Source organism: Nocardiopsis sp. LDBS1602 (assembly GCF_035818715.1).
GTDB classification, from domain to species: Bacteria; Actinomycetota; Actinomycetes; order Streptosporangiales; family Streptosporangiaceae; genus Nocardiopsis; species Nocardiopsis alba.
Genome location: NZ_JAYLVW010000009.1, coordinates 1 through 24,948 on the forward strand (window position 1 = coordinate 1; position 24,948 = coordinate 24,948).

Annotated in this window: 21 protein-coding genes and 3 tRNA genes; 13 read left to right on the forward strand and 11 right to left on the reverse strand. The window is 70.5% G+C overall.

Annotated elements, in window-relative coordinates; genetic code table 11:
- Positions 1 to 244 precede the first annotated feature (244 nt).
- From U9J66_RS21495 to U9J66_RS21515, 5 genes are all read left to right on the forward strand, one after another.
- Positions 245 to 1,690: a cytochrome ubiquinol oxidase subunit I gene (locus U9J66_RS21495; protein WP_161111312.1), complete on the forward strand. Its 1,446-nt coding sequence runs from the start codon at positions 245 to 247 to the stop codon at positions 1,688 to 1,690.
- A gap of 9 nt (positions 1,691 to 1,699) precedes the next feature.
- Positions 1,700 to 2,743 carry a cytochrome d ubiquinol oxidase subunit II gene (gene cydB, locus U9J66_RS21500; RefSeq protein ID WP_017535486.1) on the forward strand — a complete coding sequence of 348 codons (1,044 nt, stop codon included), beginning with the start codon at positions 1,700 to 1,702 and terminating at the stop codon, positions 2,741 to 2,743.
- A 171-nt stretch (positions 2,744 to 2,914) separates the two neighbouring features.
- Complete coding sequence (gene cydD / locus U9J66_RS21505; RefSeq protein ID WP_326338502.1) at positions 2,915 to 4,642, forward strand: thiol reductant ABC exporter subunit CydD; 1,728 nt, start codon at positions 2,915 to 2,917, stop codon at positions 4,640 to 4,642.
- On the forward strand, positions 4,639 to 6,426 hold the full coding sequence (cydC, locus tag U9J66_RS21510; protein ID WP_326338504.1) for a thiol reductant ABC exporter subunit CydC: 1,788 nt from the start codon (positions 4,639 to 4,641) through the stop codon (positions 6,424 to 6,426). The genes cydD and cydC overlap by 4 nt, the downstream gene beginning before the upstream one ends.
- 54 nt (positions 6,427 to 6,480) lie before the next feature.
- The gene (locus U9J66_RS21515; RefSeq protein ID WP_014910471.1) at positions 6,481 to 7,281 is read left to right on the forward strand and encodes an EI24 domain-containing protein; all 801 of its coding nucleotides are present in this window, start codon (positions 6,481 to 6,483) and stop codon (positions 7,279 to 7,281) included.
- A 61-nt stretch (positions 7,282 to 7,342) separates the two neighbouring features.
- Here U9J66_RS21515 and U9J66_RS21520 read toward each other — a convergent pair whose 3' ends face one another.
- Genes U9J66_RS21520 through U9J66_RS21535 form a run of 4 tightly spaced genes read right to left on the reverse strand, consistent with a single transcriptional unit; the run spans position 7,343 to position 11,667 of the window.
- Positions 7,343 to 8,467, reverse strand: coding sequence for a D-alanine--D-alanine ligase family protein (locus U9J66_RS21520; RefSeq protein ID WP_017535482.1), 1,125 nt, complete (start codon positions 8,465 to 8,467; stop codon positions 7,343 to 7,345).
- Positions 8,468 to 8,525: 58 nt separating this feature from the next.
- The gene (locus tag U9J66_RS21525; RefSeq protein WP_326338505.1) at positions 8,526 to 9,746 is read right to left on the reverse strand and encodes a trans-sulfuration enzyme family protein; all 1,221 of its coding nucleotides are present in this window, start codon (positions 9,744 to 9,746) and stop codon (positions 8,526 to 8,528) included.
- A gap of 11 nt (positions 9,747 to 9,757) precedes the next feature.
- Positions 9,758 to 10,840 (reverse strand): NAD(P)H-dependent glycerol-3-phosphate dehydrogenase, encoded by a 1,083-nt coding sequence (locus U9J66_RS21530; protein ID WP_202421568.1) that lies wholly within the window; start codon positions 10,838 to 10,840, stop codon positions 9,758 to 9,760.
- Positions 10,837 to 11,667: a lysophospholipid acyltransferase family protein gene (locus U9J66_RS21535; protein WP_161111306.1), complete on the reverse strand. Its 831-nt coding sequence runs from the start codon at positions 11,665 to 11,667 to the stop codon at positions 10,837 to 10,839. Before U9J66_RS21535 ends, U9J66_RS21530 begins: the two co-directional genes overlap by 4 nt.
- A gap of 236 nt (positions 11,668 to 11,903) precedes the next feature.
- Between U9J66_RS21535 and cofC the strand changes: the two genes are divergently transcribed.
- Entirely contained in the window at positions 11,904 to 12,551 is a 648-nt protein-coding gene (cofC, locus tag U9J66_RS21540) for a 2-phospho-L-lactate guanylyltransferase (protein WP_161111305.1), read from the forward strand.
- Positions 12,552 to 12,689: 138 nt separating this feature from the next.
- Here cofC and U9J66_RS21545 read toward each other — a convergent pair whose 3' ends face one another.
- The 3 genes from U9J66_RS21545 to leuC form a co-directional block, all read right to left on the reverse strand.
- The gene (locus tag U9J66_RS21545) at positions 12,690 to 12,971 is read right to left on the reverse strand and encodes an HU family DNA-binding protein (RefSeq protein ID WP_014910144.1); all 282 of its coding nucleotides are present in this window, start codon (positions 12,969 to 12,971) and stop codon (positions 12,690 to 12,692) included.
- 353 nt (positions 12,972 to 13,324) lie between these two features.
- A complete protein-coding gene (gene leuD, locus U9J66_RS21550; RefSeq protein WP_017535477.1) occupies positions 13,325 to 13,927 on the reverse strand; it encodes a 3-isopropylmalate dehydratase small subunit in 603 nt (200 codons plus the stop codon).
- A gap of 30 nt (positions 13,928 to 13,957) precedes the next feature.
- Positions 13,958 to 15,364: a 3-isopropylmalate dehydratase large subunit gene (gene leuC, locus U9J66_RS21555; protein WP_014909429.1), complete on the reverse strand. Its 1,407-nt coding sequence runs from the start codon at positions 15,362 to 15,364 to the stop codon at positions 13,958 to 13,960.
- A gap of 178 nt (positions 15,365 to 15,542) precedes the next feature.
- Between leuC and U9J66_RS21560 the strand changes: the two genes are divergently transcribed.
- From U9J66_RS21560 to U9J66_RS21590, 7 genes are all read left to right on the forward strand, one after another.
- Positions 15,543 to 16,229: an IclR family transcriptional regulator gene (locus U9J66_RS21560; RefSeq protein WP_014909127.1), complete on the forward strand. Its 687-nt coding sequence runs from the start codon at positions 15,543 to 15,545 to the stop codon at positions 16,227 to 16,229.
- Positions 16,230 to 16,358: 129 nt separating this feature from the next.
- A complete protein-coding gene (locus U9J66_RS21565; RefSeq protein ID WP_161111303.1) occupies positions 16,359 to 17,210 on the forward strand; it encodes a M24 family metallopeptidase in 852 nt (283 codons plus the stop codon).
- Between the two features lie 68 nt (positions 17,211 to 17,278).
- The gene (locus U9J66_RS21570) at positions 17,279 to 19,012 is read left to right on the forward strand and encodes an SDR family oxidoreductase (protein WP_326338508.1); all 1,734 of its coding nucleotides are present in this window, start codon (positions 17,279 to 17,281) and stop codon (positions 19,010 to 19,012) included.
- 38 nt (positions 19,013 to 19,050) lie between these two features.
- On the forward strand, positions 19,051 to 19,974 hold the full coding sequence (locus U9J66_RS21575) for a metal-dependent hydrolase (protein ID WP_017535474.1): 924 nt from the start codon (positions 19,051 to 19,053) through the stop codon (positions 19,972 to 19,974).
- Complete coding sequence (locus U9J66_RS21580) at positions 19,971 to 21,059, forward strand: PDR/VanB family oxidoreductase (RefSeq protein WP_017535473.1); 1,089 nt, start codon at positions 19,971 to 19,973, stop codon at positions 21,057 to 21,059. Before U9J66_RS21575 ends, U9J66_RS21580 begins: the two co-directional genes overlap by 4 nt.
- Before the next feature lie 154 nt (positions 21,060 to 21,213).
- Positions 21,214 to 21,828 carry a TetR/AcrR family transcriptional regulator gene (locus tag U9J66_RS21585; RefSeq protein WP_041561862.1) on the forward strand — a complete coding sequence of 205 codons (615 nt, stop codon included), beginning with the start codon at positions 21,214 to 21,216 and terminating at the stop codon, positions 21,826 to 21,828.
- A gap of 70 nt (positions 21,829 to 21,898) precedes the next feature.
- On the forward strand, positions 21,899 to 22,876 hold the full coding sequence (locus U9J66_RS21590; RefSeq protein ID WP_014911573.1) for a DUF4073 domain-containing protein: 978 nt from the start codon (positions 21,899 to 21,901) through the stop codon (positions 22,874 to 22,876).
- Positions 22,877 to 22,982: 106 nt separating this feature from the next.
- Here U9J66_RS21590 and U9J66_RS21595 read toward each other — a convergent pair.
- The 4 genes from U9J66_RS21595 to gltX form a co-directional block, all read right to left on the reverse strand.
- A tRNA-Glu gene (locus tag U9J66_RS21595) sits at positions 22,983 to 23,058 on the reverse strand.
- Positions 23,059 to 23,161: 103 nt separating this feature from the next.
- Positions 23,162 to 23,234, reverse strand: a tRNA-Glu gene (locus U9J66_RS21600).
- A 51-nt stretch (positions 23,235 to 23,285) separates the two neighbouring features.
- Positions 23,286 to 23,357 (reverse strand) — tRNA-Gln (locus tag U9J66_RS21605).
- Positions 23,358 to 23,490: 133 nt separating this feature from the next.
- A complete protein-coding gene (gltX, locus tag U9J66_RS21610; RefSeq protein ID WP_081536516.1) occupies positions 23,491 to 24,939 on the reverse strand; it encodes a glutamate--tRNA ligase in 1,449 nt (482 codons plus the stop codon).
- Positions 24,940 to 24,948: the final 9 nt, after the last annotated feature.

A 24,948-nucleotide genomic window follows, 5' to 3' on the forward strand; every position in this document is an offset into this window, starting at 1 on the left:
CGGTCGCCCCGGGCCCCCGCCGCCCCCCCCCCCCCCCCCCCCCCCCCGGGCCCCCCCCCCCCCCCCCCAGGGCCTCCCCCCGGGGGGGCCCCCCCGGCCCCGGGGGCGCGCGCCGCCGTTCTCGTGCCCTCGACACCGACGCGGAGCCGGGTGAGCCCTGTTTCACAGGGGGGTCCCTCGATTACGACAACTCGTAGCACTACAGTTTGTAGTACTACCGGCAGTCGGTACTTGAGAGGCGTACATGGAAGCTCTAGACCTGGCGCGATGGCAGTTCGGGGTCACCACGATCTACCACTTCCTGTTCGTGCCCCTGACCATCGGACTGTCGTTCATCGTGGCCATCCTCCAGACCTTCTGGTACCGCACGGGACGCCACGAGTACCTTCAGGCCACCCAGTTCTTCGGCAAGTTGTTCCTGATCAACTTCGCCATGGGCGTGGTCACCGGCATCGTGCAGGAGTTCCAGTTCGGCATGAACTGGAGCGAGTACTCCCGCTTCGTCGGCGACGTCTTCGGAGCACCCCTGGCCATGGAGGCCCTGCTCGCCTTCTTCCTGGAGTCCACCTTCATCGGCCTGTGGATCTTCGGCTGGCACCGTCTCCCCCGAGGCGTTCACCTGGCCTGCATCTGGCTGGTCGCGATCGGAACCAACCTGTCGGCCTACTTCATCCTGGCCGCCAACGCCTGGATGCGGAACCCGGTCGGCTACGAGATCAACGAGGAGACCGGCCGCGCCGAGCTCAACGACATCTGGGCCGTGCTCACCAACGACCAGGCCTGGTCCACCTACATCCACACCGTCGGCGCCGCCTTCATCACCGCCGGACTCTTCGTCGTCGCGGTCTGCGCCTTCAAGCTCTGGCGCGACATCGAGCACGGTGACACCGGTGAGACCGGGGTGGCCCCCTCCACGAGCGAACGCGCCCTGTTCCGCGGCGCCATGAAGGTCGGCCTCGTCGTCGTCCTCGTCGCCGGCGCGTTCACCGTCCTCTCCGGAGACAACCAGGCCAAGCTCGCCGCCGAGTTCGAACCCATGAAGCTCGCCGCCGCCGAGGCCCTGTGGGACACCGAGGAGGGCGCGCCCTTCTCCACGTTCGCGGTCGGGGACACCGAGGCCCGCCACAACCCCATCGACGTCACGATCCCCAACGTCCTCAGCTTCCTGGCCACCGGGCACTTCGACGGCGAGGTGCACGGCATGAACGACCTCCAGGAGGCCTACGAGGAGTACTACGGCCCCGGGAACTACATCCCGAACGTGTTCGTCGTCTACTGGTCCTTCCGCCTCATGATGGGGCTGGGCATGTTCGGTGTCGCCGTCGCCGCCGTCGGCCTCCTGCTCATGCGCGGCCGCGAGCGGCTGCCCCGTCACCGGTGGTTCTACTACGCGGCGATGGCCGCCCTCCCCGCGGCGCTGCTGGCCAACATCTTCGGCTGGGTCCTCACCGAGATGGGCCGCCAGCCCTGGACCGTGCACGGTGAACTCCTCACCGCGGAGAGCGTCTCCCCCGGCGTCGACCTCGCCACCGTGGCCACGAGCCTGGCCGTCTTCACCGCCGTGTACGGGGTGCTCTTCGTGGTGGAGGTCGGACTGCTCTGGAAGTACGTCAAGAAGGGCCCCACCCACCTCGTCCCCGATCTGAAGGACGACAAGGACGAATCCGCCCTCCCCCACTTCAGCTACTAGGAGCATCGGATGGATCTCGCACTGATCTGGTTCGTGGCCATCGCGGTCCTGTGGACCGGCTACTTCTTCCTGGAGGGGTTCGACTTCGGGGTCGGGGTGCTCCTGCCCTTCACCGGCCGGCGGAACTCCATCGAACGCAGGGTCGCCATCAACTCCATCGGTCCCGTCTGGAGCGCGAACGAGGTGTGGCTGCTCACCGCGGTCGGCGCGACCTTCGCGGCGTTCCCGCCCTGGTACGCGTCGATGCTCAGCGGGTTCTACCTCCCGGTCCTGGCGATCCTCATCGCGCTCATCGCCCGCGGCGTGGCCTTCAAGTACCGCAGCAGCCACGACAGCGACCGCTGGCGCGACGTCTGGGACCGGGCGATCTTCCTCGGCAGCGTGGTGCCCTCCTTCCTGTGGGGGGTGCTCTTCGCCAACCTCGTCCAGGGCGTGGCCATGGACGCCGACCACATCGTCACCGCCGGCCCGCTCGACCTGTTCTCGCCCTACGCGCTGTTGGGCGGGCTCACGACCCTGGCCCTGTTCACCCTGCACGGCGCCGTCTTCCTGGCGCTGAAGACCGACGGTCCGGTCCGGGTGCGCTCCCGTAAGGCCGCGCTGGGCAGCGCCGTGGTGGCGCTGCCCGCGAGCGCCGCGTTCCTGGGGTGGACCCAGAGCGCCCACGGCCAGGGCTGGACCGCCGTCACCGCGGTGGCCGCGGTGGCCGCGCTGGTCCTCGGGGTCCTCTTGACCTGGCAGGGACGCGAGGGATGGTCGTTCACGGCCATGGCGGTGGCCGTGCTCACCCTGACCGTGACGGTGTTCGGCGCGCTGTATCCGAACGTGCTGCCATCGACCACGGACCCGGCGTACTCGCTCACCATCGAGAACGCCGCCTCGGCCGACTACACCCTCACCGTCATGACCTGGCTGACGCTGGTGGCCCTCCCCGTGATCCTGGGCTACCAGGCCTGGAGCTACTGGGTGTTCCGCAAGCGGGTCACCGGCGAGCAGATCACCGGCGCCACCGTGGACGGAGGGGCCGAGCCGGAACCCGAGAAGGTCGCCTGACCACCGCCGTGACCGGAACGCCGTGCCCTCCGCTCCCCCGTATCGCCCCGGGGGGCGGAGGGCACGGCGTTCCGCGCCCCGAAGGGGATACTGGGTGCGGCGTACCCCGTGCCCGACCGAGCCGCCTCCCCCGAGAGACCGGCCCCGACGACCATATGAGGTCCTCCGCGCATGAAACCGCTCGATCCGCGTCTGGTCCGCACCGCGAGCGCGGTCCGCTCCCATCTGGCCGTCACCGTCGTCAGCGGTGTACTGATCACCGGGCTGATCCTCGCCCAGGCCTGGCTGCTGTCCCGTGTCATCACCGGGGTCTGGGCCGGGGAAGGGATGGACGTCGTCGGCTGGATGATCGCCGCGGTCGCCGGTGTCGCCGTGGCGCGCGCCCTGCTGTCCTACCTCTCCGAGACCTCGGCCCTGCACAGCGCGGCCCGCACCAAGTCGCAGCTGCGCCGCGAGCTCGTCGCCCACGTGACCGGTCCCGGCCGGGTGTGGGCGGCCGAGGACGACGACGGTGATGGCGGCTCTCCCCAGGCCGGGGAGCTCGCCACCCTCGCCACCCGGGGCCTGGACGCCCTCGACGAGTACTTCTCCCGGTACCTGCCCCAGCTGGTCCTGTCCGCGATCGTGCCCGTGGCGGTGCTGGCCGTGGTGTTCTGGGCGGACTGGATCTCCGGGATCGTCATCCTGGTGACCCTGCCGCTCATCCCGATCTTCATGGCCCTGATCGGGATGCACACCCAGCAGCGCACCGAACGTCAGTGGAGGCTGTTGAGCCGGTTGGGCGGGCACTTCCTCGACGTCGTGGAGGGGCTGCCCACCCTGGCCGTGTTCCGGCGGGCCAAGGCGCAGGCCGCCATCATCCGGCAGGTGGGCGAGGACCACCGCAAGGCCACCATGGGAACCCTGCGGATCGCCTTCCTGTCCTCCTTCGCCCTGGAACTGCTCGCCACTCTCGCGGTGGCGCTGGTCGCGGTCGAGGTGGGCCTGCGCCTGTTGGGCGGCCACATGGACTACCAGACCGCCCTGCTCGTGCTGATCCTGGCCCCCGAGGCCTACCTTCCGCTGCGCGAGGTCGGAGCCCGGTTCCACGCGAGCATGGAGGGCGTCGCCGCCGCCGACCAGGTCTTCACCGAATTGGAGCGCCGACGTGACGGCGGCGGTGACCGCCCCCGACCGGCCCCGACCGGACGCCCCTCGCCCGCCGCCTCCGGCGACATCCGCTTCGAGGGGGTGGGGCTGCGCTACCCGGGACGGGACGTGCCCGCCCTGTCCGGGGTGGACCTGACCCTGCGCGCGGGGGAACATCTGTTGCTCACCGGCCCCAGTGGTTCGGGCAAGACCTCCCTGTTGTCCCTGCTGCTCCGGCTCGCCGAACCCACGGAGGGACGGATCACCGTCCGCCCTCCGAACGGCGAACCGGTGGCTTTGGACTCCGTGGCCGCCGACGACTGGCGCCTGGGCATCGCCTGGGTGCCCCAGCACCCCTACCTCTTCGACGTGTCGGTGGCCGACAACATCCGTTTGGGCGCTCCCGACGCCGACATGGAACGGGTACGCCGGGCCGCCCGGATGGCCGAGGCCCACGACTTCGTCTCCGCGCTGCCCCAGGGCTACGACACCCTGCTCGGCGAACGCGGTGCGCGTCTGTCCGCCGGACAACGGCAGAGGATCGCTTTGGCCCGCGCCCTGTGCCGCGACGCCCCCTTGGTACTTCTGGACGAGCCCACCGCGCATCTGGACCCCGAGAACGCCGCCGCCGTGCGCACGGCCGTGGCCCGCCTGCTGGAGGGGCGCACCGCGGTGATCGTCGCCCACGACACGGGGTGGGCCGAGTCCGTGTCCGGAGCGCATCTGCGCACCGCCCACCTGCCGCTGCCGACCGAGGGGATCGTCCGATGACCGGCCCGTCCACCCCCACCGACCCGCTGTTCGTCGACGAACGCGAACGACGCCGGGACCCCCTACGACGGATGATCGCCCTGGCCCGCCCGCGGAGCGCCCGTTTCGCGCTGGGGGTCCTGCTCGGCGCCGCCGCCACCGGCTCCGGGGTGGCCCTGCTGGGAGTGGCCGCGTGGATGTTGGCCACCGCCGCCGACCACCCCTCGATCACCGCTCTGAGCGTGGCCGTCGTCGCCACCCGGGCCCTCGGTGTCTCCAAGGGGGTGAGCCGCTACATGGAGCGGCTGGTCACCCACGACGCCGCCTTCCGCACTCTGGCCGAGGTACGGGTCAGGGTGTACGAGCGCCTGGCCCGCACCGAACCGTTCGGCCGTTTCCGGTCGGGCGACCTGGTCTCCCGCCTGGTCAACGACACCGAGTCCACCCTGGACCTACTGGTGCGCGGGCTCACCCCGCCGCTGGTGTCGGTGGTCACCGGTGGGGCCACCGTGCTCTTCCTGACCGTCGTGTACGTGCCCGGCGGGATGCTGCTGGCCGGGGGCCTGCTGCTCGCCGGGCTCGCGGTCCCGCTGATGGCGGCGGCCCTGAGCCGGGGGCCGGGGCGGCGGGAGGCGCGGGCCCGGGGGACACTGTCCACCACCCTGGTGGACACCCTCCAGGGCGCTCCGGACCTGATCGCCTACGGCGCCATGGACCGCCAGGTCGCCAAGGTCGAGGAGGCCGACGCCGAACTCACCCGGGTGGCCCGGCGCGACGCCGCGACGCTCGGGCTGAGCGCCGGGGCCCATGCCCTGATCACCGGTCTGACGGTGTGGGGCGCCCTGTTCCTGGGGGTGCTCGCGGTCGAGGACGGGAGCATCGACGCCACCGCTCTGGCCGTGCTGGTGCTGACCACGCTCGCCGCCTTCGAGATCGTCGCCCCGCTGCCCGCCGTCGCGGCCAGGCTGGGGGCGATCCGGGAGAGCGGCGCACGGCTCTTCGGTGTCCTGGACACCCCTCCCGCCATCACCGTCGACGAGGAACGCGAACGGGACGGCGGAACGCCGGTCATCGACCCCGACACCGAGGCCTCGGTCCGGGTCGAGGGACTGCGGGTCCGCTACGGCCCCGACGAGCCCTGGGCCCTGGACGGGATCGATCTGGAGATCCCCGCCGGGGCGACCGTGGCCGTGATCGGACCGAGCGGGGCGGGCAAGAGCACGCTCGCCTCGATCCTGCTGCGTTTCCGGGACCCGGACGGCGGCCGGGTGGAGGTCGGCGGAACCGACATCACCGATCGTCCCGCCGACGAGGTGCGCGGGGTCGTCTCCGGCGTGCCCCAGGATCCGCACGTGTTCGCCTCCACCCTCCGGGAGAACCTGCGTCTGGCCCGTCCGGGGGCCGACGACGAGGAGCTGTGGGAGGCCCTGCGCCGGGCCCGGCTGGCCCACGACGTCGAGGCGATGCCCCGGGGGCTGGACACCCGGGTGGGGTCGCACGGCCTGGGGTTGAGCGGGGGGATGCGTCAGCGTCTGGCCCTGGCCCGTGCCGTCCTGGCGGCGCCCCGGGTACTGGTGTTGGACGAGCCGACCGCGCATCTGGACCCGGACACCCGTGACGCGGTGGTGGAGGATCTGTTGTCGGCCGCCCGGGGCTTCTCGACGCTGCTCATCACCCATGACCTCACCGGCCTGGACCGGGTGGACCGGATCTACGTGATCCGCGATGGACGTGTGGTCCAGGCCGGTACCCACGAGGAGCTCCTCGCCGCCCAAGGATGGTACAGATCCGTAGGAGTCCGTTGAGGGCACCGTGCCGGAGATCCTCATGACGGGGTTCGTGTGGGTAGGGTTCTTCCGGTGAACTCCGTACACGAGCTCCTCGCCGGTCTCGGCACACTGCTGCGCGGCTTCGGCCTCCTTCTGCGCAGACCACGCCTGTTCCTGCTCGGGGCCCTTCCCGCGCTCATCACCTCACTGCTGTTCCTCGCGGCGCTGATCACACTGATCGCCAACCTGGGCGGCCTGATCACCTGGGCCACCCCGTTCGCCGACGGTTGGGACACCCCCTGGCAGGGGCTGGTACGCGGCGCCCTGTCCCTGGCACTCCTGGCCGGGGCGGTCCTGATCATGGTGGTGGCCTTCACCACCGTGACCCTGACCCTCGGCGCGCCGATCTACGACAAGATCGCCGAGATGGTGGAGGAGGACCTCGGCGGTGCGCCCGAGGCCCCCGAGGAATCCCTTGCCGCCTCGGTGGCGCGGGCGATCCGCCAGTCGATCGGCATGGTGCTGGTCTCCCTGACGGTGACGGTGTGCGCCTTCCTCATCGGGCTGGTCCCTCTGGTGGGGTGGCTGATCGGCCCGGTCCTGACCGCGGTGATGGGCGGCTGGCTGTTGGGGATCGAGCTCACCGCGAGCGCCTTCGACCGTCGAGGGCTGCTCCTGGTCCGTGACCGTCGTCGTTTCATGGGGCTCCGGCGGATGCGCGTCCTGGGCTTCGCCATCCCCACGTACTTCCTGCTGGCGATCCCGTTCGTGGCCGTGGTGGTCTTCCCCGCGGCGACCGCCGGCGGCACCATCCTCGCCCGCGAGCTCCTGCCCGCCGAACCGCCGAGGAACACCGGGCTCACCTCCGGTCCGCCCCCACCGGCACCCTAGACACACGTGAGGGGCGGGTCCGACATGGTCGGATCCGCCCCTTCGACGTTCGCGGTCGCGTTCAGCGCAGCCCGGGAGAGCGACGCAGCGCGGTGGTGATCATCCGCTCGACCAGGGTCGCGTAGTCCACGCCGGTGGCCTCCCACATCTGCGGGAAGGCCGACGACGGCGTGAAGCCGGGCATCGTGTTGAGCTCGTTGACGAGGACCTCGCCGTCCTCGGTGTAGAAGAAGTCGACCCGGGCCAGGCCCTCGCAACCCATCGCCTCGAAGACGTCGGCGGCCATCGCGCGCAGGCGGGCGGTGGCCTCCTCCGGAATCTCGGCGGGGATGGTCAGACCGCTCGTGGACAGGTACTTGGCCTCGAAGTCGTAGAAGTCGAAGCCCTCGGCCACGTGCACCTCGGCCGGGAAGGAGACGTCGGGGGTCCCTCCGTCCTCGGACTCCAGGACTCCGCATTCGATCTCACGGCCGACGACCTGCGCCTCGACCAGGACCTTCGGGTCGTGCTCGCGGGCGGCCTCGACGGCGGCGACGACCGCGTCGGCGTCACCGGAGTCGCGCACCTTGCTGATACCCACGCTGCTGCCCGCCCGGGCGGGCTTGACGAACACCGTCGTGCCCAGCTCCGCGATGTCGTCCAGCACCTTCTTGCGCTCGGTCTCCCAGGCGCGGGCGGTGATGGCGACGTAGGGGCTGGTGGGGATGCCGTTGCCGACCAGCATGGCCTTCATGAACACCTTGTCCATGGCGGCGGCGCTGGAGAACACCCCGGCGCCCGCGTAGCGCACGCCCATCATCTCGAACAGCCCCTGGATGGTGCCGTCCTCGCCGAAGGGCCCGTGCAGCAGCGGCAGGACCACGTCCACCTCGGCCAGGCGCTCGGTGCCCCGGCTCGGGCTCACGGTCATGAGCTGTCCGGCGGTGTCGAAGGGCAGCGCCAACTCGAGGCCGTCCTCGGAGACGCTCGGCAGCGCCTTGGTGGCCGGGTCGATGCGCAGGCTCTCGGGGTCGCCCGACGCGAGCACCCAGTTGCCGGTACGGGTGATCCCGACCGGGACGACCTCATAGCGGTCGGGGTCGATGACGGACAGGACGCTGCCCGCGGTGACGCAGGAGATCTCGTGTTCGGAACTACGTCCGCCGAAGACGACGGCGATCCGAATCTTGCGCTGCTCGGACGACATGCTGCCTGACCTTATCTCGCCTAATAGTGAACCGGTACGGGATGAGATGTCCCGGATGTCAATGTCCCTCGTCGAGCGCCGCCAGGGCGTCGTCGATGAGGTCTCGTGGGTCCTCCAGACCGATGGAGAACCGGACGGCGCCCGGAGTGATGCCGGCGTCCGCCAACTCGGCGTCGCTCATGTTCCGATGCGAGGTCGAGGCCACATGGCCGACCAGGGTGTGGGTGCCTCCCAGGGAGGCCGCGATGGTCGCCACCTTCAACCGGTCGGCGAAGGCCATACCGTCCTCCCAGCGCCCGCCGCGCGGGTGCACGGTGACCACCGCGCCGTGACGTCCGGTGTCGAACAGCGCGTCCGCCAGCCCGTGCTGGGGGTGCGAGGCCAGCGAGGGGTGATCGACCCTCTCCACCGCGGGATGCCCCTCCAGGGCGGAGGCGAAGGCCGCGGCGGTCTCGCACTGTCGCGCGACCCGCAACGGCAGGGTCTCCAGCCCCCGGTGCAGCAGGTAGGCCTCGTCCGGGGCCAGGCAGGGACCCAGGTCGATCCGGGCCGCCCGGATCCGGTCGATCAGGGCGGGTGAGGCCACGGCCACCCCACCGGTGGTGTCGCTGTGGCCGCCCAGGTACTTGGTGGCCGAGTGCACGACCACGTCGGCGCCGTACTCCAACGGACGACAGACCGCCGGAGAGGCGAACGTGGAGTCCACCACCAGGACGGCGCCCGCCTCACGCGAGATCTCCGCCAGACCGGGAAGGTCGGAGACGGTCATCGTCGGGTTGGACAGCGTCTCGGTGAACACCACGCTCGTCTCGGAGGTCACCGCGGCGCGCACGGCGTCGAGATCGGTGATGTCCACGAAGTCGGTCCGCACTCCGAATCGGCGCATCAGCCGGTCCAGCAGCGAATGGGTGTTGCCGTAGATGGAGCGGGCGGCCACCACGTGCGAACCGGACTCGGTGAAGGAGAGCAGCACGGTGCTGAGCGCCGCCATGCCCGAGGCGAAGGCCTGGCCACGCACCCGGTCCGGGAGTCCCGCGCCCTCCAGCGCGGCGACCGCGTCCGCGAAGGCGTCCACGGTGGGGCTGTCGATGCGCGCGTAGGAGTAGCCGTTCCGCGACCCCGCCAGCACGTCGGCGAACCCCTGTGAGGTGTCGAACGCGTAGGTGGTCGCCCGGTGGACGGGCATCCGCATCGGACGTTCCCGGGGGACGGGGGGCGTGGGCGGGGAGACCGCCCTGGTGTTCTCGCCCTCGACCCCGGAGCCGGGTGTGTGTGACATCGTGCTCGCTCTCAGACCCCGTAGCGCTCCGGCTTGGTGCTGCGCGACATGAACGCCGCGAGCGCCTCGGCGGGGCTCAGGTCGTGGTGCATCATCTTGACGACGGACTCGGTGATCGGCATGTCGACACCGTGGGTCCAACCGAGTTCGAGGATCGACTCGGAGGACTTGACCCCCTCTGCCGTCTGTCTGGTCTCCGCGACGACCTGTTCGAGGGTCTTACCGGCGCCCAGTTTCTCACCGAAGGTCCGGTTCCGCGACAGCGGAGAGGAGCATGTCGCGACCAGATCACCCATCCCCGCCAGTCCGGACAGGGTGTGCTCGTCGGCTCCCAGGGTCACCGCCAGGCGGGTGGTCTCGGCCAGGCCCCGGGTGATGAGCGAGGCCTTGGTGTTGTCTCCGAAGCCCATGCCCTCGGCCACGCCCACGGCCAGACCGATGACGTTCTTCATCGCGCCGCCGATCTCCACCCCGACCAGGTCGGTGCTGGTGTAGGGGCGGAAGTAGGAGGACTTGAAGAGCGACTGGAGGAGCCGTGCCGTGGGTTCGTGGGGGCAGGCCACCACGGCGGTGGCCGGCTGGCGTTCGGCGATCTCCCGGGCCAGGTTGGGGCCGGAGACCACGGCGATGCGCTCTTCGGGGAAGTCGAGGACCTCGCCGACCACCTGACTCATCCGCATGAGGGTGCCGAGTTCGACGCCCTTCATGAGACTGACGACCACCGCGTCCTCGGGGATGTGCCGCTTCCAGTCGGCGAGGTTGGCCCGCAGTGACTGGGAGGGCACCGCCAGCACCACGACCCGGCTGCCGGCGAGGGCCTCGGCCGCGTCGGTGGTGGCCCGCAGTCGCGGGTTGAGCCCGATCCCCGGAAGGTAGTCCGGGTTCTCCGAGGTCGTGTCGATCGCCTCGACGACCGAGGAGCGGCGTCCCCACAGGACCACCTCGGCCACGGGCCCCTCACCGGACCTCCGGGCCAGGTCCGCCGCGTCCGCGACGATGTTGGCGAAGGTCGTTCCCCAGGAGCCGCTGCCCAGGACCGTGACCCGAAGGTCGGCGCCGTCGTCACCCTTGTGGTCGCTCATCTGTTCGGTCATGTCCCCGCGTTGTTCTTCCCGTTATCGCCCTCGACCGGTTCGGTCGCCCCGACCTCGGGTCGCTCGTCCGTCTCCGTCTCGGCCGAGGCGCGTCGGGCCTCCGCCTCCTTCTGACGGGCCTTCTTGAAGTCGAAGGGTTCGGCGGGCGGCTCCTCGCCGCGGATCTCGGCCTGGAGGGCGGTGATGTCGGCCATGATCGCCCGGGTCGCGTCGTCCAACAGGGTGGCCGTGATGGGCCGGTCCAGGTAGGGCGACAGGTCCACGGGCGGCCCCGCCTTGAACTGCACGCGCTTGCGCGGGAACAGCCGGGGCCTCTTCTCACCGTAGGGGAGGATCTCCTGCTCGCCCCAGTGCGCGACCGGAACGACCGGGACCCCGGTGGTCAGGGCCAGGCGGGCCACACCGTTCTTGGCGGTCATGGGCCACAGGTCGGGGTCGCGGGTACAGGTGCCCTCGGGGTAGAAGATCACCGACGAGCCGTCCTCGGTGAGCGCCTTCTCGGCCGCTCCCAGCGCCTTGACCGCGTCCGCGCTGCCGCGCTTGATCGGGATCTGGCCGGTGCTCCTGGCCACCGAGCGGACCACGGGGATCTTCATGACCCCGTCCTTCATGGTGAAGGTCGGCCAGCGCCGGGCCCCGATGTAGAGGAAGTGGGCGACCGTCAGGGGGTCGGTCACCGACAGGTGGTTGGCGGCGATGATCACCCCGCCCCGCTCCGGAACGTTCTCCGTGCCCTTCCATTCGGGCTTGGTCACGAACCACAGGACGAATCGCACGATGCGGGACACGACCCACTTGACCCATCGCGATTCTCGTTGCTTGGCCACGGGACTCCTCACTTCTCGCTTCCTGGGGGTTCGCCGCCCCGGAAGCACAACCGATTCAGTCTAGGACGTGTCGCACCATGCCGAGGTGTACCGCTCGGACGCTCGATTCGACACACCCAGGGCGCCCGCGCCGCGCCGGATCCCGAGCACCTACCCTCATCACTGTCGTCGCCCATCAACGTCCCGGGGGAACCGTGACCGGCTTTGGAGAGCGGAGCGGGGCTTCGTGTCTCGGGGTGCGCTGGTCCCTGATCGTCCCAGTCAAGCACCTCGGCCTGGCCAAGAGCCGGCTGGCCCGGGCGGCGGGGACGATGCGCGAGGGGCTGGCCCTCGCGATCGCCTGTGACACGGTCTCCGCCGCGCTGTCGTGTCCGACCGTGGACACGTTGTTCGTGGTGACCGACGACCCCCTGGCCGACGCGGAGCTGTCGTCGCTGGGGGCCGTGGTGGTGTCCGGAGAGCCCGGGGGCGGCATGAACCCGGCCCTGGAGCACGGGGAGGCCGCGGCGCGCGCACGGGACCCGCGAACGGGGGTGTGCGCGATGTCCGCCGACCTGCCGGCGCTGCGTCCCGACGAGTTGGGGCTGGTCCTGGCGGCCGCCTCCGAGCACGGGCGATCCTTCCTGGCGGACTCCCCCGGTGTGGGGACCACCCTGTTGGCGGCGACCCCCGGTCATCGGCTCGCTCCGTCCTTCGAGGGCGGGTCCCGGAGCCGGCACCGTGAGGGCGGCGCCCGCGAACTGTCACCGGTCGGGGTGGAGTCCGTACGCCGGGACGTGGACACCCCCGAGGATCTGACCGAAGCCGCCGCGCTCGGTCTGGGGCCCCGTACACGCCCGCTCTGGGCACGCATGGCGCCCCATGAGACGGAAGAGGCTCATTGAGCCTTCCGAGCCCTCACGTCCCGCTGCGTCGCTCTGAGCGCCTCTTGGGCGCCCTCCCCCGATGACCCCCGGACAGCACTCCGCCCGGACCCCAGAGGGGTCCGGGCGGAGTGCTGTCCGCTCACATGGGCGAGAGGACTACTTCTTGTCGCCGTTGACCAGGGCCTTGAAGTCAGCGCCGGCGCGGAACTTCGGAACGAAGCTCGCGGGGACGTTGATGGTGGCGCCGGTGGCGGGGTTGCGAGCGGTGCGAGCCGCGCGCTCGGACTTCTCGAAAACGCCGAAGCCCGTGATGGCGACCTTGTCGCCCGACGCCACGGTGGCCTGAATGGTCTCAAGCACAGCGTTGACCGCTTCGGTCGCGGTCTTCTTGTCTCCGAGACGGTCGGAGATCGCGTCGATCAGGTCACGCTTGTTCATAAGGTTCCTCCGGTTCCCCCTTGCTCGCACGAAATTAGGGGAAGCAGCGGCCCTTACACAAATACAAACGCCCGTAGGGAAGGCGTGTCGAGTCCCTCCCGACCTGCGATGTCACGCTCCGCAACGGATGGGACAGAGGGGACGAGCCCGCGGGGCGAGTCCTTTTTGCCCCCTTGTGCGAGCCTCAAAAGCCTACGTATAACCGGATTCCGGGCGCCCGAGCTGCCCGCCTTAAGGACACAAAGACGGTAAGCGAATGCTCACGTCAAGTAAAGGTAAAATTATTCGGGACCGGAGGTGTGCTGCGTCACATCCACCCCCGATCCCGTTCCCGAAGGGCCTTACGACCACCCTCACGAGAGGATCGTGACCGGCTTCCAGCTCTCTCGGGTGGTCTCGAAAGCGGAGATGTCGTCCGTGTGACGGAGCGTCAGCGCGATGTCGTCCAGACCTTCCAGAAGCCGCCATCGGGTGTAGTCGTCCAAATCGAACGACTCCTTCACGTCCGCCGCCGGAACGCGCACCTCGCGCTCCACCAGGTCCACGGTCACCTCGATCGTCGGGTCGGCCTCCACGGCCGCCCAGATCCGGTCGATGACCTCCTGCTCCAACAGGACGGTCAGCAGTCCGCCCTTGAGGGAGTTACCGCGGAAGATGTCGGCGAAGCGGGACGACAGCACGGCCTTGAAACCGTAGTCCTGTAGCGCCCACACGGCGTGCTCGCGCGAGGAACCGGTGCCGAAGTCGGGCCCGGCCACCAGTACGGACGCGCCCTCGTACTCGGGGCGGTTGAGCACGAAGTCCGGGTCGGACTTACGCCACTCGGCGAACAGGCCGTCCTCGAAGCCGGTGCGGCTCACGCGCTTGAGGTAGACGGCGGGGATGATCTGGTCGGTGTCGACGTTGCTCGCGCGCAGCGGCACGGCCCGACCGGTGTGGACGTCGAACTTCTCCATGAGAGGACTCTCCTGACGAGGTCGGGGACGCTACAGGGCGGCCAGGTCGGACGGGGAGGACAGCGTGCCGCGTACCGCGGTGGCGGCGGCGACCTGCGGCGAGACCAGGTGGGTACGCCCGCCCCGGCCCTGACGGCCCTCGAAGTTGCGGTTGGAGGTGGAGGCGCTGCGCTCGCCCGGCTTGAGCTGGTCGGGGTTCATGCCCAGGCACATGGAGCAGCCCGCCTCGCGCCACTCGGCGCCGGCCTCCTCGAACACCCGACCCAGACCCTCCTCGTTGGCCTGTTCCTTGACCCGCATGGAGCCGGGGACCACCAGCATGCGCACACCGTCGGCGACCTTGCGGCCGCGGATGATCTCGGCGGCGGCCCGCAGGTCCTCGATCCGGCCGTTGGTGCAGGAGCCCAGGAAGACCGTGTCCACCTCGACCTCGCGCATCGGCGTTCCGGCCTTCAGGTCCATGTAGGCCAAGGCCTTCTCGGCGGCGGCGCGCGCCGAGGGGTCCTCGTAGGAGGCGGGGTCGGGGACCGAGGCGTCCAGCGGAACACCCTGGCCCGGGTTGGTGCCCCAGGTGACGAACGGGCTGAGCTCGTCGGCGTCCAGCACGACCTCGGCGTCGAACTCGGCGCCCTCGTCGGTCCGCAGGCTCTTCCAGTGCTCCACGGCGGCGTCGAAGTCGGCGCCCTGGGGCGCGTGCGGGCGGCCCTGGACGTAGTCGAAGGTGGTCTGGTCCGGGGCGATCATCCCGGCGCGGGCGCCCGCCTCGATGGACATGTTGCACACCGTCATGCGGGCCTCCATGGACAGGGCCTCGATGGCCTCGCCCCGGTACTCGATGACGTAGCCCTGGCCGCCGCCGGTGCCGATCTTCGCGATCACGGCGAGGATGATGTCCTTGGCGGAGACACCGGGCTTCAGGCGACCGTTGACCGTGACGGCCATGGTCTTGAAGGGCTGCATCGGCAGGGTCTGGGTGGCCAGGACGTGCTCGACCTGGCTGGTGCCGATACCGAAGGCCAGCGCGCCGAACGCGCCGTGGGTGCTGGTGTGGCTGTCACCGCAGACGACGGTCATGCCGGGCTGGGTCAGACCCAGCTGGGGGCCGACCACGTGGACGACGCCCTGCTCGATGTCGCCCATGGGGTACAGGTGCACGCCGAAGTCGGAGCAGTTCTTGCGCAGCGTCTCGACCTGCTTGCGGGAGACCGGGTCCGCGATCGGGGCGAGGAGGTCCATCGTGGGGACGTTGTGGTCCTCGGTGGCGATGGTCAGGTCCGGGCGACGCACGGAACGACCGGCCAGTCGCAGCCCCTCGAAGGCCTGGGGGCTGGTCACCTCGTGGACGAGGTGGAGGTCGATGTAGAGCAGGTCCGGCTCGCCTTCGGCACGTCGGACGACGTGCTCCTCCCACACCTTCTCGGCCATCGTGCGTGCCATGGGCGATCGCCTCTCTCGTGTCTGTAGGGTCTCGGGCCCGTCTCGGTTCTGGCCTCGTGCGGGCCCGGGACCATCGCGCGGATGTACGGGCCGACTTGCATTCCATATTTCGAGACGGCAATATCAAGCCATGGACAACTCTAGCTCATCCAGCGGTGTCGGTGTCCTGGACAAGACGATGTCCGTCCTCGACGCCCTGGAGTCGGGACCGGCCTCGCTGGCCCAGTTGGTCCAGATCACCGGTCTGGCCCGCCCCACCGCCCACCGTCTCGCCGTCGCCCTGGAACGCCACCGCATGGTGACCAGGGACAGCCAGGGACGCTTCGTTCTCGGCCCTCGTCTGGGTGAGCTGTCGATCGCCACCGGCGAGGACCGCCTCCTGGCCGTGGCCGCCCCGGTCCTGGTCCAGCTGCGCGACCTGACCGGCGAGAGCGCCCAGCTCTACCGTCGCCAGGGCGACCTGCGCGTGTGCGTGGCCGCCTCCGAACGCAGCAGCGGCCTGCGCGACACGGTGCCCGTCGGCAGCGAACTCCCCATGAACGCGGGCTCGGCGGCCCAGGTCCTCCTCGCCTGGGAGGACTCCGACCGCATCCGCCGTTCGCTGGTGGGCGCCCGCTTCACCGCCGCGGGGCTGGCCCAGGTCCGCCGACGCCGCTGGGCCCAGAGCGTGGCCGAGCGCGAACAGGGCGTGGCCTCGGTCTCCGCCCCCGTGGCCGGCCCCGGCGGACGGGTGATCGCCGCCGTCTCGGTCTCCGGCCCGATAGAGCGACTGACCCGCTCCCCCGGACGCGTCCACTCCCAGGCGGTGATCTCGGCCGCCGAGAAGATCAGCGAGTCCCTGCACACCTACGAGGGAGGGCACTGACCCCCGCCCCACCCCACCCCTGACGTCGAGGGCGGCACCCGATCGGGTGCCGCCCTCGACGTGTGTCGCGCCCGCGGAAGAGCCTCCCCGCCCATGGACAGTTATTGACAGTCTGTCTAACATGACGGAATGTCTCACAAGAACGTGACCGGAGACACAACGACTCCGGCCGAACTCGACGCCTTCCGTGAGCTTCAACGACTCGCCTACCGCGCGGCCGAAGACGTGGCCGCGAGCCTCGAACCCGGGGTCACCGAGCGGGAGGCCGCCCGACGGATCCGTGAGCACCTGGAGTCCCACGGTGTCCGGGACTGGTTCCACACCCCCTTCGCCTGGTTCGGCGACCGGACCGCCTTCCGGAACCTCCGCGTACCGCTCCAGTTCTTCCCGACCCGGCGGAGGCTGGAGAAGGGCATGCCCTTCATCCTCGACTGCGCCCCCGTCCGGGACGGATACGTCGCCGACATCGGCTACTCCGGCGTACTCGGCCGAAGCCCCCTGCACGACCGCCTCGTGGACGACCTGGGCGCGCACCGGGACCTGATCGTGGAGCGGGTCCGCGCGGGCGACACCCTCCAGGACGTGTACCGGGCCGTGGACGACCTCATCCGCGCCCAGGGCTACGACAACCGGCACCGGGTCTACCCGGGACGGGTCATCGCCCACCAGGTCGGCCGGGTGCGCTCACGCCTGCCCCGGGTGATCGTCGCCGGGTTCGGCGTCCGCTCCCTCCAGACCCTGTTCGGCGACCTGCTCGTCGAACGTCTCCACCACCGCTCACCGCTGTGGGCCGACGGCGACATCTCGGCCCACCCGGCCACCCCCGGTCTGTGGGCGGTCGAACCGCACATCGGCTTCCGCGACATGGGCGCCAAGTTCGAGGAGATCCTCGTCGTCACCGAGGACGACGCCTTCTGGCTCGACGACGACCTGCCGCACGTACGTCACCGGACCCCCGCGGCCGTCCCCCTGTCCGCCTGACCCCTCACCGTCCTGCCCGACCACGCGCACCCGACCATCGCGGACGCGAGCGAGGAGAACACGACCGCATGAGCACCCGCCCCCACCGCTACGTCTCCACGAGCGACGGCCAACATCTGGCCGTCCACACCCACGGTTCCCCCGATCGCCCCACCCTGGTGCTGGTCCACGGCTATCCGGACAACTCCACCGTCTGGGACGCGCTGATCGACGCGCTGCTCCCCGACTTCCACGTCGTCGCCTACGACGTCCGCGGCGCGGGCCGTTCCACCGCCCCCGACGACCGGTCCGGCTATCTGGTGGACCGGCTCGCCGACGACCTGCGCGCCGTGGTCGACGCCGTCAGCCCCGACCGCCCCGTCCACCTGGTCGCCCACGACTGGGGCTCCATCCAGACCTGGCACGCCGTCACCGAACCGGAGCACGCCCACCGGTTCGCCTCCTTCACCTCGATCTCGGGGCCCGACCTCGACCACGCCGGGCACTGGCTCCGCAAGGCCCCCGACGGCGTCCGCAACGTCCTGCGCCAGATGGTCCGCTCCGGCTACATCGGTTTCTTCTCCCTCCCGGGGCTGCCCGAGGCCGCCTGGCTCAGCGGGATCGGCGGGCTGGCCCTGGCCGGTCTGGAACGCGTCGGCGGCGGACCTCGCGTGCCCGCCCGACGCTCCACCCGCGACCACCTCAACGGACTGGCCCTGTACCGGGTCAACATGCCGCGCCGTTTCGCCCGCCCCGTGGAACGCCGCACCACCGTGCCCGTGCAGGCGCTGGCCCCCACCCACGACGCGTTCATGGTCGAGCAGGTGCAGTCCAACGCCGGTCGCTGGGTGGAGGACTTCCGTTTCCACCGTTTCCAGGGCGGACACTGGTCGCTGCGTTCGAACCCCGCGCCCGTGGCCCGAAGGGTGCGCGCCTTCGTGGAGGAGATCGAGTCCGGGACCTCCCGCCCGAAAACCGAACCCGCCCTTCGACGGACCCGACGGCATGGTGGGGCGTTCGCCGGACAGGTGGCCGTGATCACCGGCGCCGGCAGCGGTATCGGCCGCTGCCTCTCCTTCGAACTGGCCGAACGCGGAGCGCGGATCGTGGCGGTCGACATCGACGGCCCCTCGGCCGAACGCACCGCCGAACTGTGCGCGATGATCACACCGGGCGCCGCGGCCCGTCGTGTGGACGTCACCGACGCCGACGCCGTGCGCGGGCTCGCGGCCTGGGTCGACGACGAGTACGGGGCCCCCGACCTGGTGGTCAACAACGCCGGCATCGGTGTGGCCGGGCCGTTCCTGGAGGCCGCCACCGAGGACATCGAACGCGTGGTCGACGTCAACCTGTGGGGCGTGATCAACGGCTGTCGGGCCTTCGCTCCGATGATGATCGAGGCCGGAGGCGGCGGCCGCATCGTCAACACCGCCTCCGCCGCCTCCTACCTGCCCTCGCGCCTGTACGGCGCCTATTCGGCCACCAAGGCGGCCGTCCTGGCGCTCAGCCGTTCCCTGCGCGGAGAGCTGGCGGGTCGCGGGATCACCGTCACCGCGGTCTGCCCCGGTCTGATCGACACCGGGATCATCTCCAACGCGCGTCTCTCCGGCATGGGCGAGATCGGCCGTGCCAAGGAACGGCTCAACCGGCTGTACCGCCTACGCGGTTACACGCCGGAGAAGGCCGCCGCTCGTATCGCCGGAGCCCTCGACTCCGACCCGGAGCTCGTCCCGGTCACCGCCGAGGCCCACGTCGGGCTGGCCCTGTCGCGCCTGTCCCCCGCCGCCCTGCGCGCCTACGCCCGCCTGGCTCCCCCGGTCTAGGTCTCCTCCCCCTCTCCGGCACCACTCGAAGGACCTCCATGAACACCGATCCCGCCCCCGTCACGACCGACGAACCCGACCGGCTCGTCCTGCGCGCCCGCGACGTCCACTTCGACTGGAGCGCGCTGGACCTGCACTGGATCCCCGACGAACCCTTCGCCACCCACGTCATCAACGTGCTGCACCTACTGCTCCCCGAGGGAGAGCGGTGGTTCGTGGAGGTCTTCAAACAGGCGGTCCCCCACATCACCGACCACGAACTGCGCGAACAGGTGCTCGGCTTCATCGGGCAGGAGGCCGTGCACGCCGAGGCCCACGCCGGTGTCCTCGACCACATGGACGCCCACGGTCTCGACCCCCGCCCCTACGTGGAACAGATCGCCTGGCTGTTCCGGGTGGTGCTCGGCGACCGCGACCTGTCCGGAGCACGGGAGTTCGCCTGGCTGCGCACCCGGCTGGCGGTCATCGCGGGGATCGAGCACTACACCGCCGTGCTGGGCCAGTGGGTACTGGACGCGAAGAGACTCGACGAGGTCGGCACCGACCCGACCATGCTGGATCTGCTGCGCTGGCACGGGGCCGAGGAGGTCGAGCACCGCTCGGTCGCCTACGACCTGTACATGCACGTGGACGGCGGATACGCCCGTCGTGCCCTGGCCATGGGGGTGGCCGCCTTCGCCCTGGCCTCCCTGTGGGTGCGCGGTGTGCGCTTCCTCGTCGTCAACGACCCCTATCTCCGGGGGCGGATCGACGGGGTGCGGCCCAAGGCGTCGTGGGCGCTGCGCGACGGCCGCCGGGGCCTCATCCCGCATCTGGGCCGTCTGGCCCGGGCGATACCCGAGTACCTGCGTCGCCGATACCACCCCTCGCACCACGGCTCCACCGCGCAGGCCGTCGCCTACCTGGCGGTCTCTCCGGCCGCCAGGGCCGCCGAGGCCGCGGAACGGGAAGCGGCCCGATGAGCGACGACCGTGAACGACGCGTCGGGCACCACGCGGACCCGCGACCGCCGACCGACCTGTTCCGGTCCGGGCGCCCCGACCGCTTCATGCTGGGTCTGGCGCGGCTGGCCGCCCGGCTCGAACCCCTCACCGCCCGACTCCGTCCCGGGCATCCTCCGCCGAAGCCGACCGGGGATCTGCCGGTTCGTGTGGTGAGGACGGAACGTCCTTCCCCGGACGTCGCCGTCCTCACCCTGGCCCCCGTCGCCCCCGAGACCACACTGCCCGCCTGGCAGCCCGGACATCACGTGGACGTGGTGCTGGACGGCGGCGTGGTGCGTCAGTACTCGCTCAACGGCGACCCCTCCGACCGGTCCCGTTACCGGATCGCGGTACGTCGTATCGAAGGCGGACTCGGTTCGGGGCTGGCGCACGGGCTGCGCGAGGGAGACGTCCTCGGGCTGCGCGGACCGCGCAACGCCTTCCCCTTCGCCAGGGCCGAGCGGTACCTGTTCGTGGCCGGCGGCATCGGCATCACCCCGATCCTGCCGATGGTCGTGGCGGCCCACGCCGCGGGCCTCCCCTACCGCCTGGTCTACACGGGCCGGTCACGAAGCGGCATGCCCTTCCTGGACGAACTGCCCGAGGGCCCCGACGTGTTCGTGCGCCCCGACGACGAGTACGGGCCTCCGAAGGCCGCCGACCTGACACGAGGACTCGAACCGGGGACCCCGGTGTACGTCTGCGGCCCGGCCCCGCTCATCGCCGCCGTGGGTGCCCTGGTGCCCACGGGGACACCGTTCTACTCCGAGCGTTTCTCGCCGCCCCCGGTCGTGGACGGCCGCCCCTTCGAGATCCGGCTGGGACGCTCCGGCCCGGTGCTGCCGGTCGAGGCGCACGAGACCGCCCTGGACGTGCTGCTCCGGGTCCGCCCGGGCACCCCCTACTCCTGTCGACAGGGGTTCTGCGGCACCTGCCGGGTGGGGCTCGTCGAAGGAGAACCCGAGCACCGGGATCGGCCGACCGGAGGCGCTCCGCGGGACGGGGGGTTCACCCCGTGCGTCTCCCGGGCCGGGGAGGGCGAGCGGATCGTCCTGGATCTGTGAGGCCGCGAGGAGGGTAGTTTCGGACCATCGAATCGGCTTTCTCGGGAGGTGGCGACCGACGGTGGTGTCCCCAGGAACCGACCGTCACCAGGCGCGGGTGACGGGTTCGGCGGCCCCGGTCGGCAGACCGGGGCCCGGACGGCGGCCACGCCGCATGGCGCCACATCAACGTCGCGACGATCTGATCCGGACGGCGCTGCTCGTGTTCGCGCGGCGCCCTCCGGCCGAGGTCACCCCGGAGGAGATCGCCGAGGAGGCCGACGTCTCCCGAGCGCTGGTCTACCGCTACTTCCCCAACATGGCGGAGCTGCGGCGGGCGGCACTGGAGCGGGCGATGACGGAGCTGCTGGAGGAGTTGCGGCCTCCGGAGGGGGCGCCTCCGCTGGAGCAGGTCCGAACGGCGCTGCGTTCCTTCATCGACTTCGCCGCCGCCTACGCCCCCTCCTACACCGCCCTGCTGAACGGCGGCTCCACGGTGGCGACCGAGGAGACGGAGGCCGAGATCGACCGGGTCCGTCGAGGGGTGCGCGAGCTCATCCTGGATCGGGCGGGGATCGATGCGCCCTCACCCCGGCTGCTCCTCGGGCTGCGCTGTTGGGTGTCGATGGTGGAGACCGCCGTCATGCTCTGGCTGCGCACGCACGACATGACACGGGACGAGCTGGCCGACTGGCTGCTGGACCAGTTGGTGGCGGTGGTGGCCGCCTCCGGAGGCCCCCGAGAGGAGCTGGACCGGCTCGTCGCCCACGTGAGCCGAGTGGTCACGTGAGGTACACCCCGAGGCCACCGGGCCCTTCTACGGTGGCGGTTCGTCCGCCCCCTCACAGAAGGGCCCTCCCATGTCCGGACCTCCCGCCTCCTTCGACCGACGCGGCTTCCTCACGACCCTCACCGGGAGCGCGGCGGCCGCCGCCGGGCTCGCCTTCCTGCCGGCCGGCACCGCCTCGGCCGGGGAAGGGGTCACCACACTGGACGTGCTCTCCGACGTCCAAGGGGACCTGGCCGACTTCTCCCACGTCCTGAACCATCTGGACTCCCTGGGCACCGCCGACGCCCTGGTGGTCAACGGCGATCTGGTCGCCAACGGCCACGTGTCGGAGTACGAGGCCTACCGGGAGGTGCTCGACTCCCACCCCCACCCCGAGCGGGTGATCAGCACGATCGGCAACCACGAGCAGTACAACGACGCCCCCTTCGACGCTCAGGTCGACCGTTTCCTGGGGTACACGGGCATGGCCGACGTGTACACCGAGACCCTGGTCGGCGACGTCCCCCTGCTCACCATCGGCACCACCGAACCGATCGCCGGAACGAGCGGCCCGTTCGTCACCCTCGGCGCGGAGCAGCTCTCCTGGTTGGACGGCCGCCTGTCCGAGCACGCGCGGAACGGACGGCCGGTGTTCGTGTTCAGCCACCACGTGCTCCCGGACAGCGTCTCGGGCACGACCGGAGACGACTCGGCCCGCTTCTACGACCGGGACTTCGTCGACGAGACGGAACTGTTGGAGGTCCTCGGCTCGCGCTCGGGAGTGGTGTTCCTGTCCGGTCACACGCACTGGTCGTTGGAGCGCGACGACTGGGCCACGCGCAAGGTGGTCTCCGGCGGGGATCCGCGCGGTTTCACCGTGGTCAACACGGGCTTCGTCCAGACCCTGTTCGGGCCGGACGGCAGGGGAGGCGAGCGGGCGATCGACGGTTCCGCCGCCCAGGGGCTGCGGATCGAGGTGGCCGCCGACGGAGCGGTGACCGTGCACGCCCGTGATCTGAAGGCGGGGACGGTGATCCGTTCCCTGGAGATCGAGGCTCCGAACGCCTGATCGGCGCTCGGCCGGACGACCGGGCCGTCCGGCCGGGCCGGGGTCTTCCGGGGTTCCGCGCGCCCTTGGAAACACCGAAGGCCCCACCCTGGTGGATGGAGCCTGTTGGTACCCCCGAGCGGATTCGAACCGCCGTTACCGCCTTGAGAGGGCGGCGTCCTAGGCCACTAGACGACGGGGGCCGGACGTGGTTCTCGTGGATGGTCATACCCACTCGAACCGGACACCGATGGCGAGCATCGGTCAGAAAGAAGGCTCTCACCATGTGAGAGCCGCTCTCTCCAGTACCCCCGAGCGGATTCGAACCGCCGTTACCGCCTTGAGAGGGCGGCGTCCTAGGCCACTAGACGACGGGGGCGCACATCGGGTCGCGAGACCCGTGCCGACCACGGAGAACCGTGATCACGCGCTGGCCTACCAGGACTCGAACCTAGACTAACTGAACCAGAATCAGTCGTGCTGCCGATTACACCATAGGCCAGTGCTCTCGAGGGACCCGGTCGCTTTCGCTTCCCTGTCCCCCTCGGCGACGTGTTCAACTCTAGCGGACATTCGGAGTGCTCGCGAACCGGAATCGGGGCGGTCGGGCTGTGGGCCCGACCACCCCGCACCGGTCAACCCTCCTGGGCGTCCTTCTCCTCGGCCCGCAGCCTCTCCAGGGCGGCCTCCAGCCGCGCCTGGACGCGCTCGCGGCCCAGAAGCTCCAGGGATTCGAACAACGGAAGGCCCACGGTCCGCCCGGTCACGGCCACCCGCACCGGAGCCTGGGCCTTGCCCAGCTTCAGGCCGAGGGAGGCGCCGGTCTCCTCGGTGGCGGTCTTGAGGGCCTCGGCGGTCCAGGACAGGTCGGGGTCGGCGAAGCGTGCCAGGGAGGCCTCGACCATCTCCTTGCCCACGCCCGGCTTCATCGCCTTCTTCCAGCTCTTCTCGTCCTCGACCGGCTCCGACAGGAACAGGAAGTCCACGTTGGGGACGATCTCGCTGAGAACGGCCACCCGGCTCTGCGCGAGGGGGGCGACGGCGGCGAAGACCTCCGGGTCGTAGTCCTCGGGGGCCCAGGGGGTGTTCTCACCGGTGAGCCACGGGGCGCAGCGCTCGATGAAGTCCTCGACGGAGAGCTCACGGATGTACTCGCCGTTGAAGGAACGGAGCTTCTTCTCGTCGAAGAAGGCGCTGGAGCTGTTGACGTCCTGGATGCGGAACAGCGGCATCATCTCCGACCACGGCATGATCTCGCGGTCGTCCCCGGGGGCCCAGCCCAGCAGCATCAGGTAGTTGACCATCGCCTCGGCCAGGTAGCCCTCCTCCTGGTAGGACTCCAGGGCGACCTTGTCCCGACGCTTGGACAGCTTCTTGCGCTGCTCGTTGACGATGACGGGCAGGTGCGCCCACACCGGCGGGGTCAGGTCCAGCGCCTCCCACAGCAGCTGCTGCTTGGGGGTGTTGGACAGGTGCTCCTCGCCGCGGATGACGTGCGTGATACGCATCTCGACGTCGTCGACCACGTTGGCCAGGACGAAGAGCGGGGAGCCGTCGGCCCGCGCGATCACGAAGTCCTCGATCGCGGAGTGGTCGAACTCCACGCGTCCGCGGATCTGGTCGTCGACCACCGTCGGGCCGCCCTCGGGCACCCGGAAGCGCAGCGCCCGGCCCGGGCCCGGCTCCAGGCCGCGGTCACGGCAGAAACCGTCGTAGCCCAGGTTGGGGTTGTCCCGCCGCTCCTGCACCTGCTCACGGGTGCAGTCGCAGTAGTAGGCGCGACCGGAGCGGTACAACTCCTGCGCGGTCTCACGGTGTTTCTCGGCGTAGGCCGACTGGAAATAGGGGCCCTCGAAGTGCGGGTCGTTCTCGTCGATGCCGATCCAGGACATCGCGCGGATGATGCCCTCGGTCCACTCGGGGCGGTTGCGTGCGGCGTCGGTGTCCTCGATGCGCAGCACCATGCGGCCGTCGGGCCGCTGCTGGGCCAGAGCCCAGTTGAAGAGCGCGGAGCGGGCGCCACCGACGTGGAACATGCCCGTGGGGGACGGGGCGAAGCGGGTACGAATCGGAGTCTCAGTCACGGTCCCCAG

Bases quoted from the DNA above. Each gene is read 5' to 3' on its own strand.
- U9J66_RS21495 (WP_161111312.1), top strand. From the start codon at position 245: ATGGAAGCTCTAGACCTGGCGCGATGGCAGTTCGGGGTCACCACGATC.
- cydB (WP_017535486.1), top strand. From the start codon at position 1,700: ATGGATCTCGCACTGATCTGGTTCGTGGCCATCGCGGTCCTGTGGACC.
- cydD (WP_326338502.1), top strand. From the start codon at position 2,915: ATGAAACCGCTCGATCCGCGTCTGGTCCGCACCGCGAGCGCGGTCCGC.
- cydC (WP_326338504.1), top strand. From the start codon at position 4,639: ATGACCGGCCCGTCCACCCCCACCGACCCGCTGTTCGTCGACGAACGC.
- U9J66_RS21520 (WP_017535482.1), bottom strand. From the start codon at position 8,467: ATGTCGTCCGAGCAGCGCAAGATTCGGATCGCCGTCGTCTTCGGCGGA.
- U9J66_RS21525 (WP_326338505.1), bottom strand. From the start codon at position 9,746: ATGTCACACACACCCGGCTCCGGGGTCGAGGGCGAGAACACCAGGGCG.
- U9J66_RS21530 (WP_202421568.1), bottom strand. From the start codon at position 10,840: ATGACCGAACAGATGAGCGACCACAAGGGTGACGACGGCGCCGACCTT.
- U9J66_RS21545 (WP_014910144.1), bottom strand. From the start codon at position 12,971: ATGAACAAGCGTGACCTGATCGACGCGATCTCCGACCGTCTCGGAGAC.
- leuD (WP_017535477.1), bottom strand. From the start codon at position 13,927: ATGGAGAAGTTCGACGTCCACACCGGTCGGGCCGTGCCGCTGCGCGCG.
- leuC (WP_014909429.1), bottom strand. From the start codon at position 15,364: ATGGCACGCACGATGGCCGAGAAGGTGTGGGAGGAGCACGTCGTCCGA.
- U9J66_RS21560 (WP_014909127.1), top strand. From the start codon at position 15,543: ATGTCCGTCCTCGACGCCCTGGAGTCGGGACCGGCCTCGCTGGCCCAG.
- U9J66_RS21565 (WP_161111303.1), top strand. From the start codon at position 16,359: ATGTCTCACAAGAACGTGACCGGAGACACAACGACTCCGGCCGAACTC.
- U9J66_RS21570 (WP_326338508.1), top strand. From the start codon at position 17,279: ATGAGCACCCGCCCCCACCGCTACGTCTCCACGAGCGACGGCCAACAT.
- U9J66_RS21575 (WP_017535474.1), top strand. From the start codon at position 19,051: ATGAACACCGATCCCGCCCCCGTCACGACCGACGAACCCGACCGGCTC.
- U9J66_RS21580 (WP_017535473.1), top strand. From the start codon at position 19,971: ATGAGCGACGACCGTGAACGACGCGTCGGGCACCACGCGGACCCGCGA.
- U9J66_RS21585 (WP_041561862.1), top strand. From the start codon at position 21,214: ATGGCGCCACATCAACGTCGCGACGATCTGATCCGGACGGCGCTGCTC.
- U9J66_RS21590 (WP_014911573.1), top strand. From the start codon at position 21,899: ATGTCCGGACCTCCCGCCTCCTTCGACCGACGCGGCTTCCTCACGACC.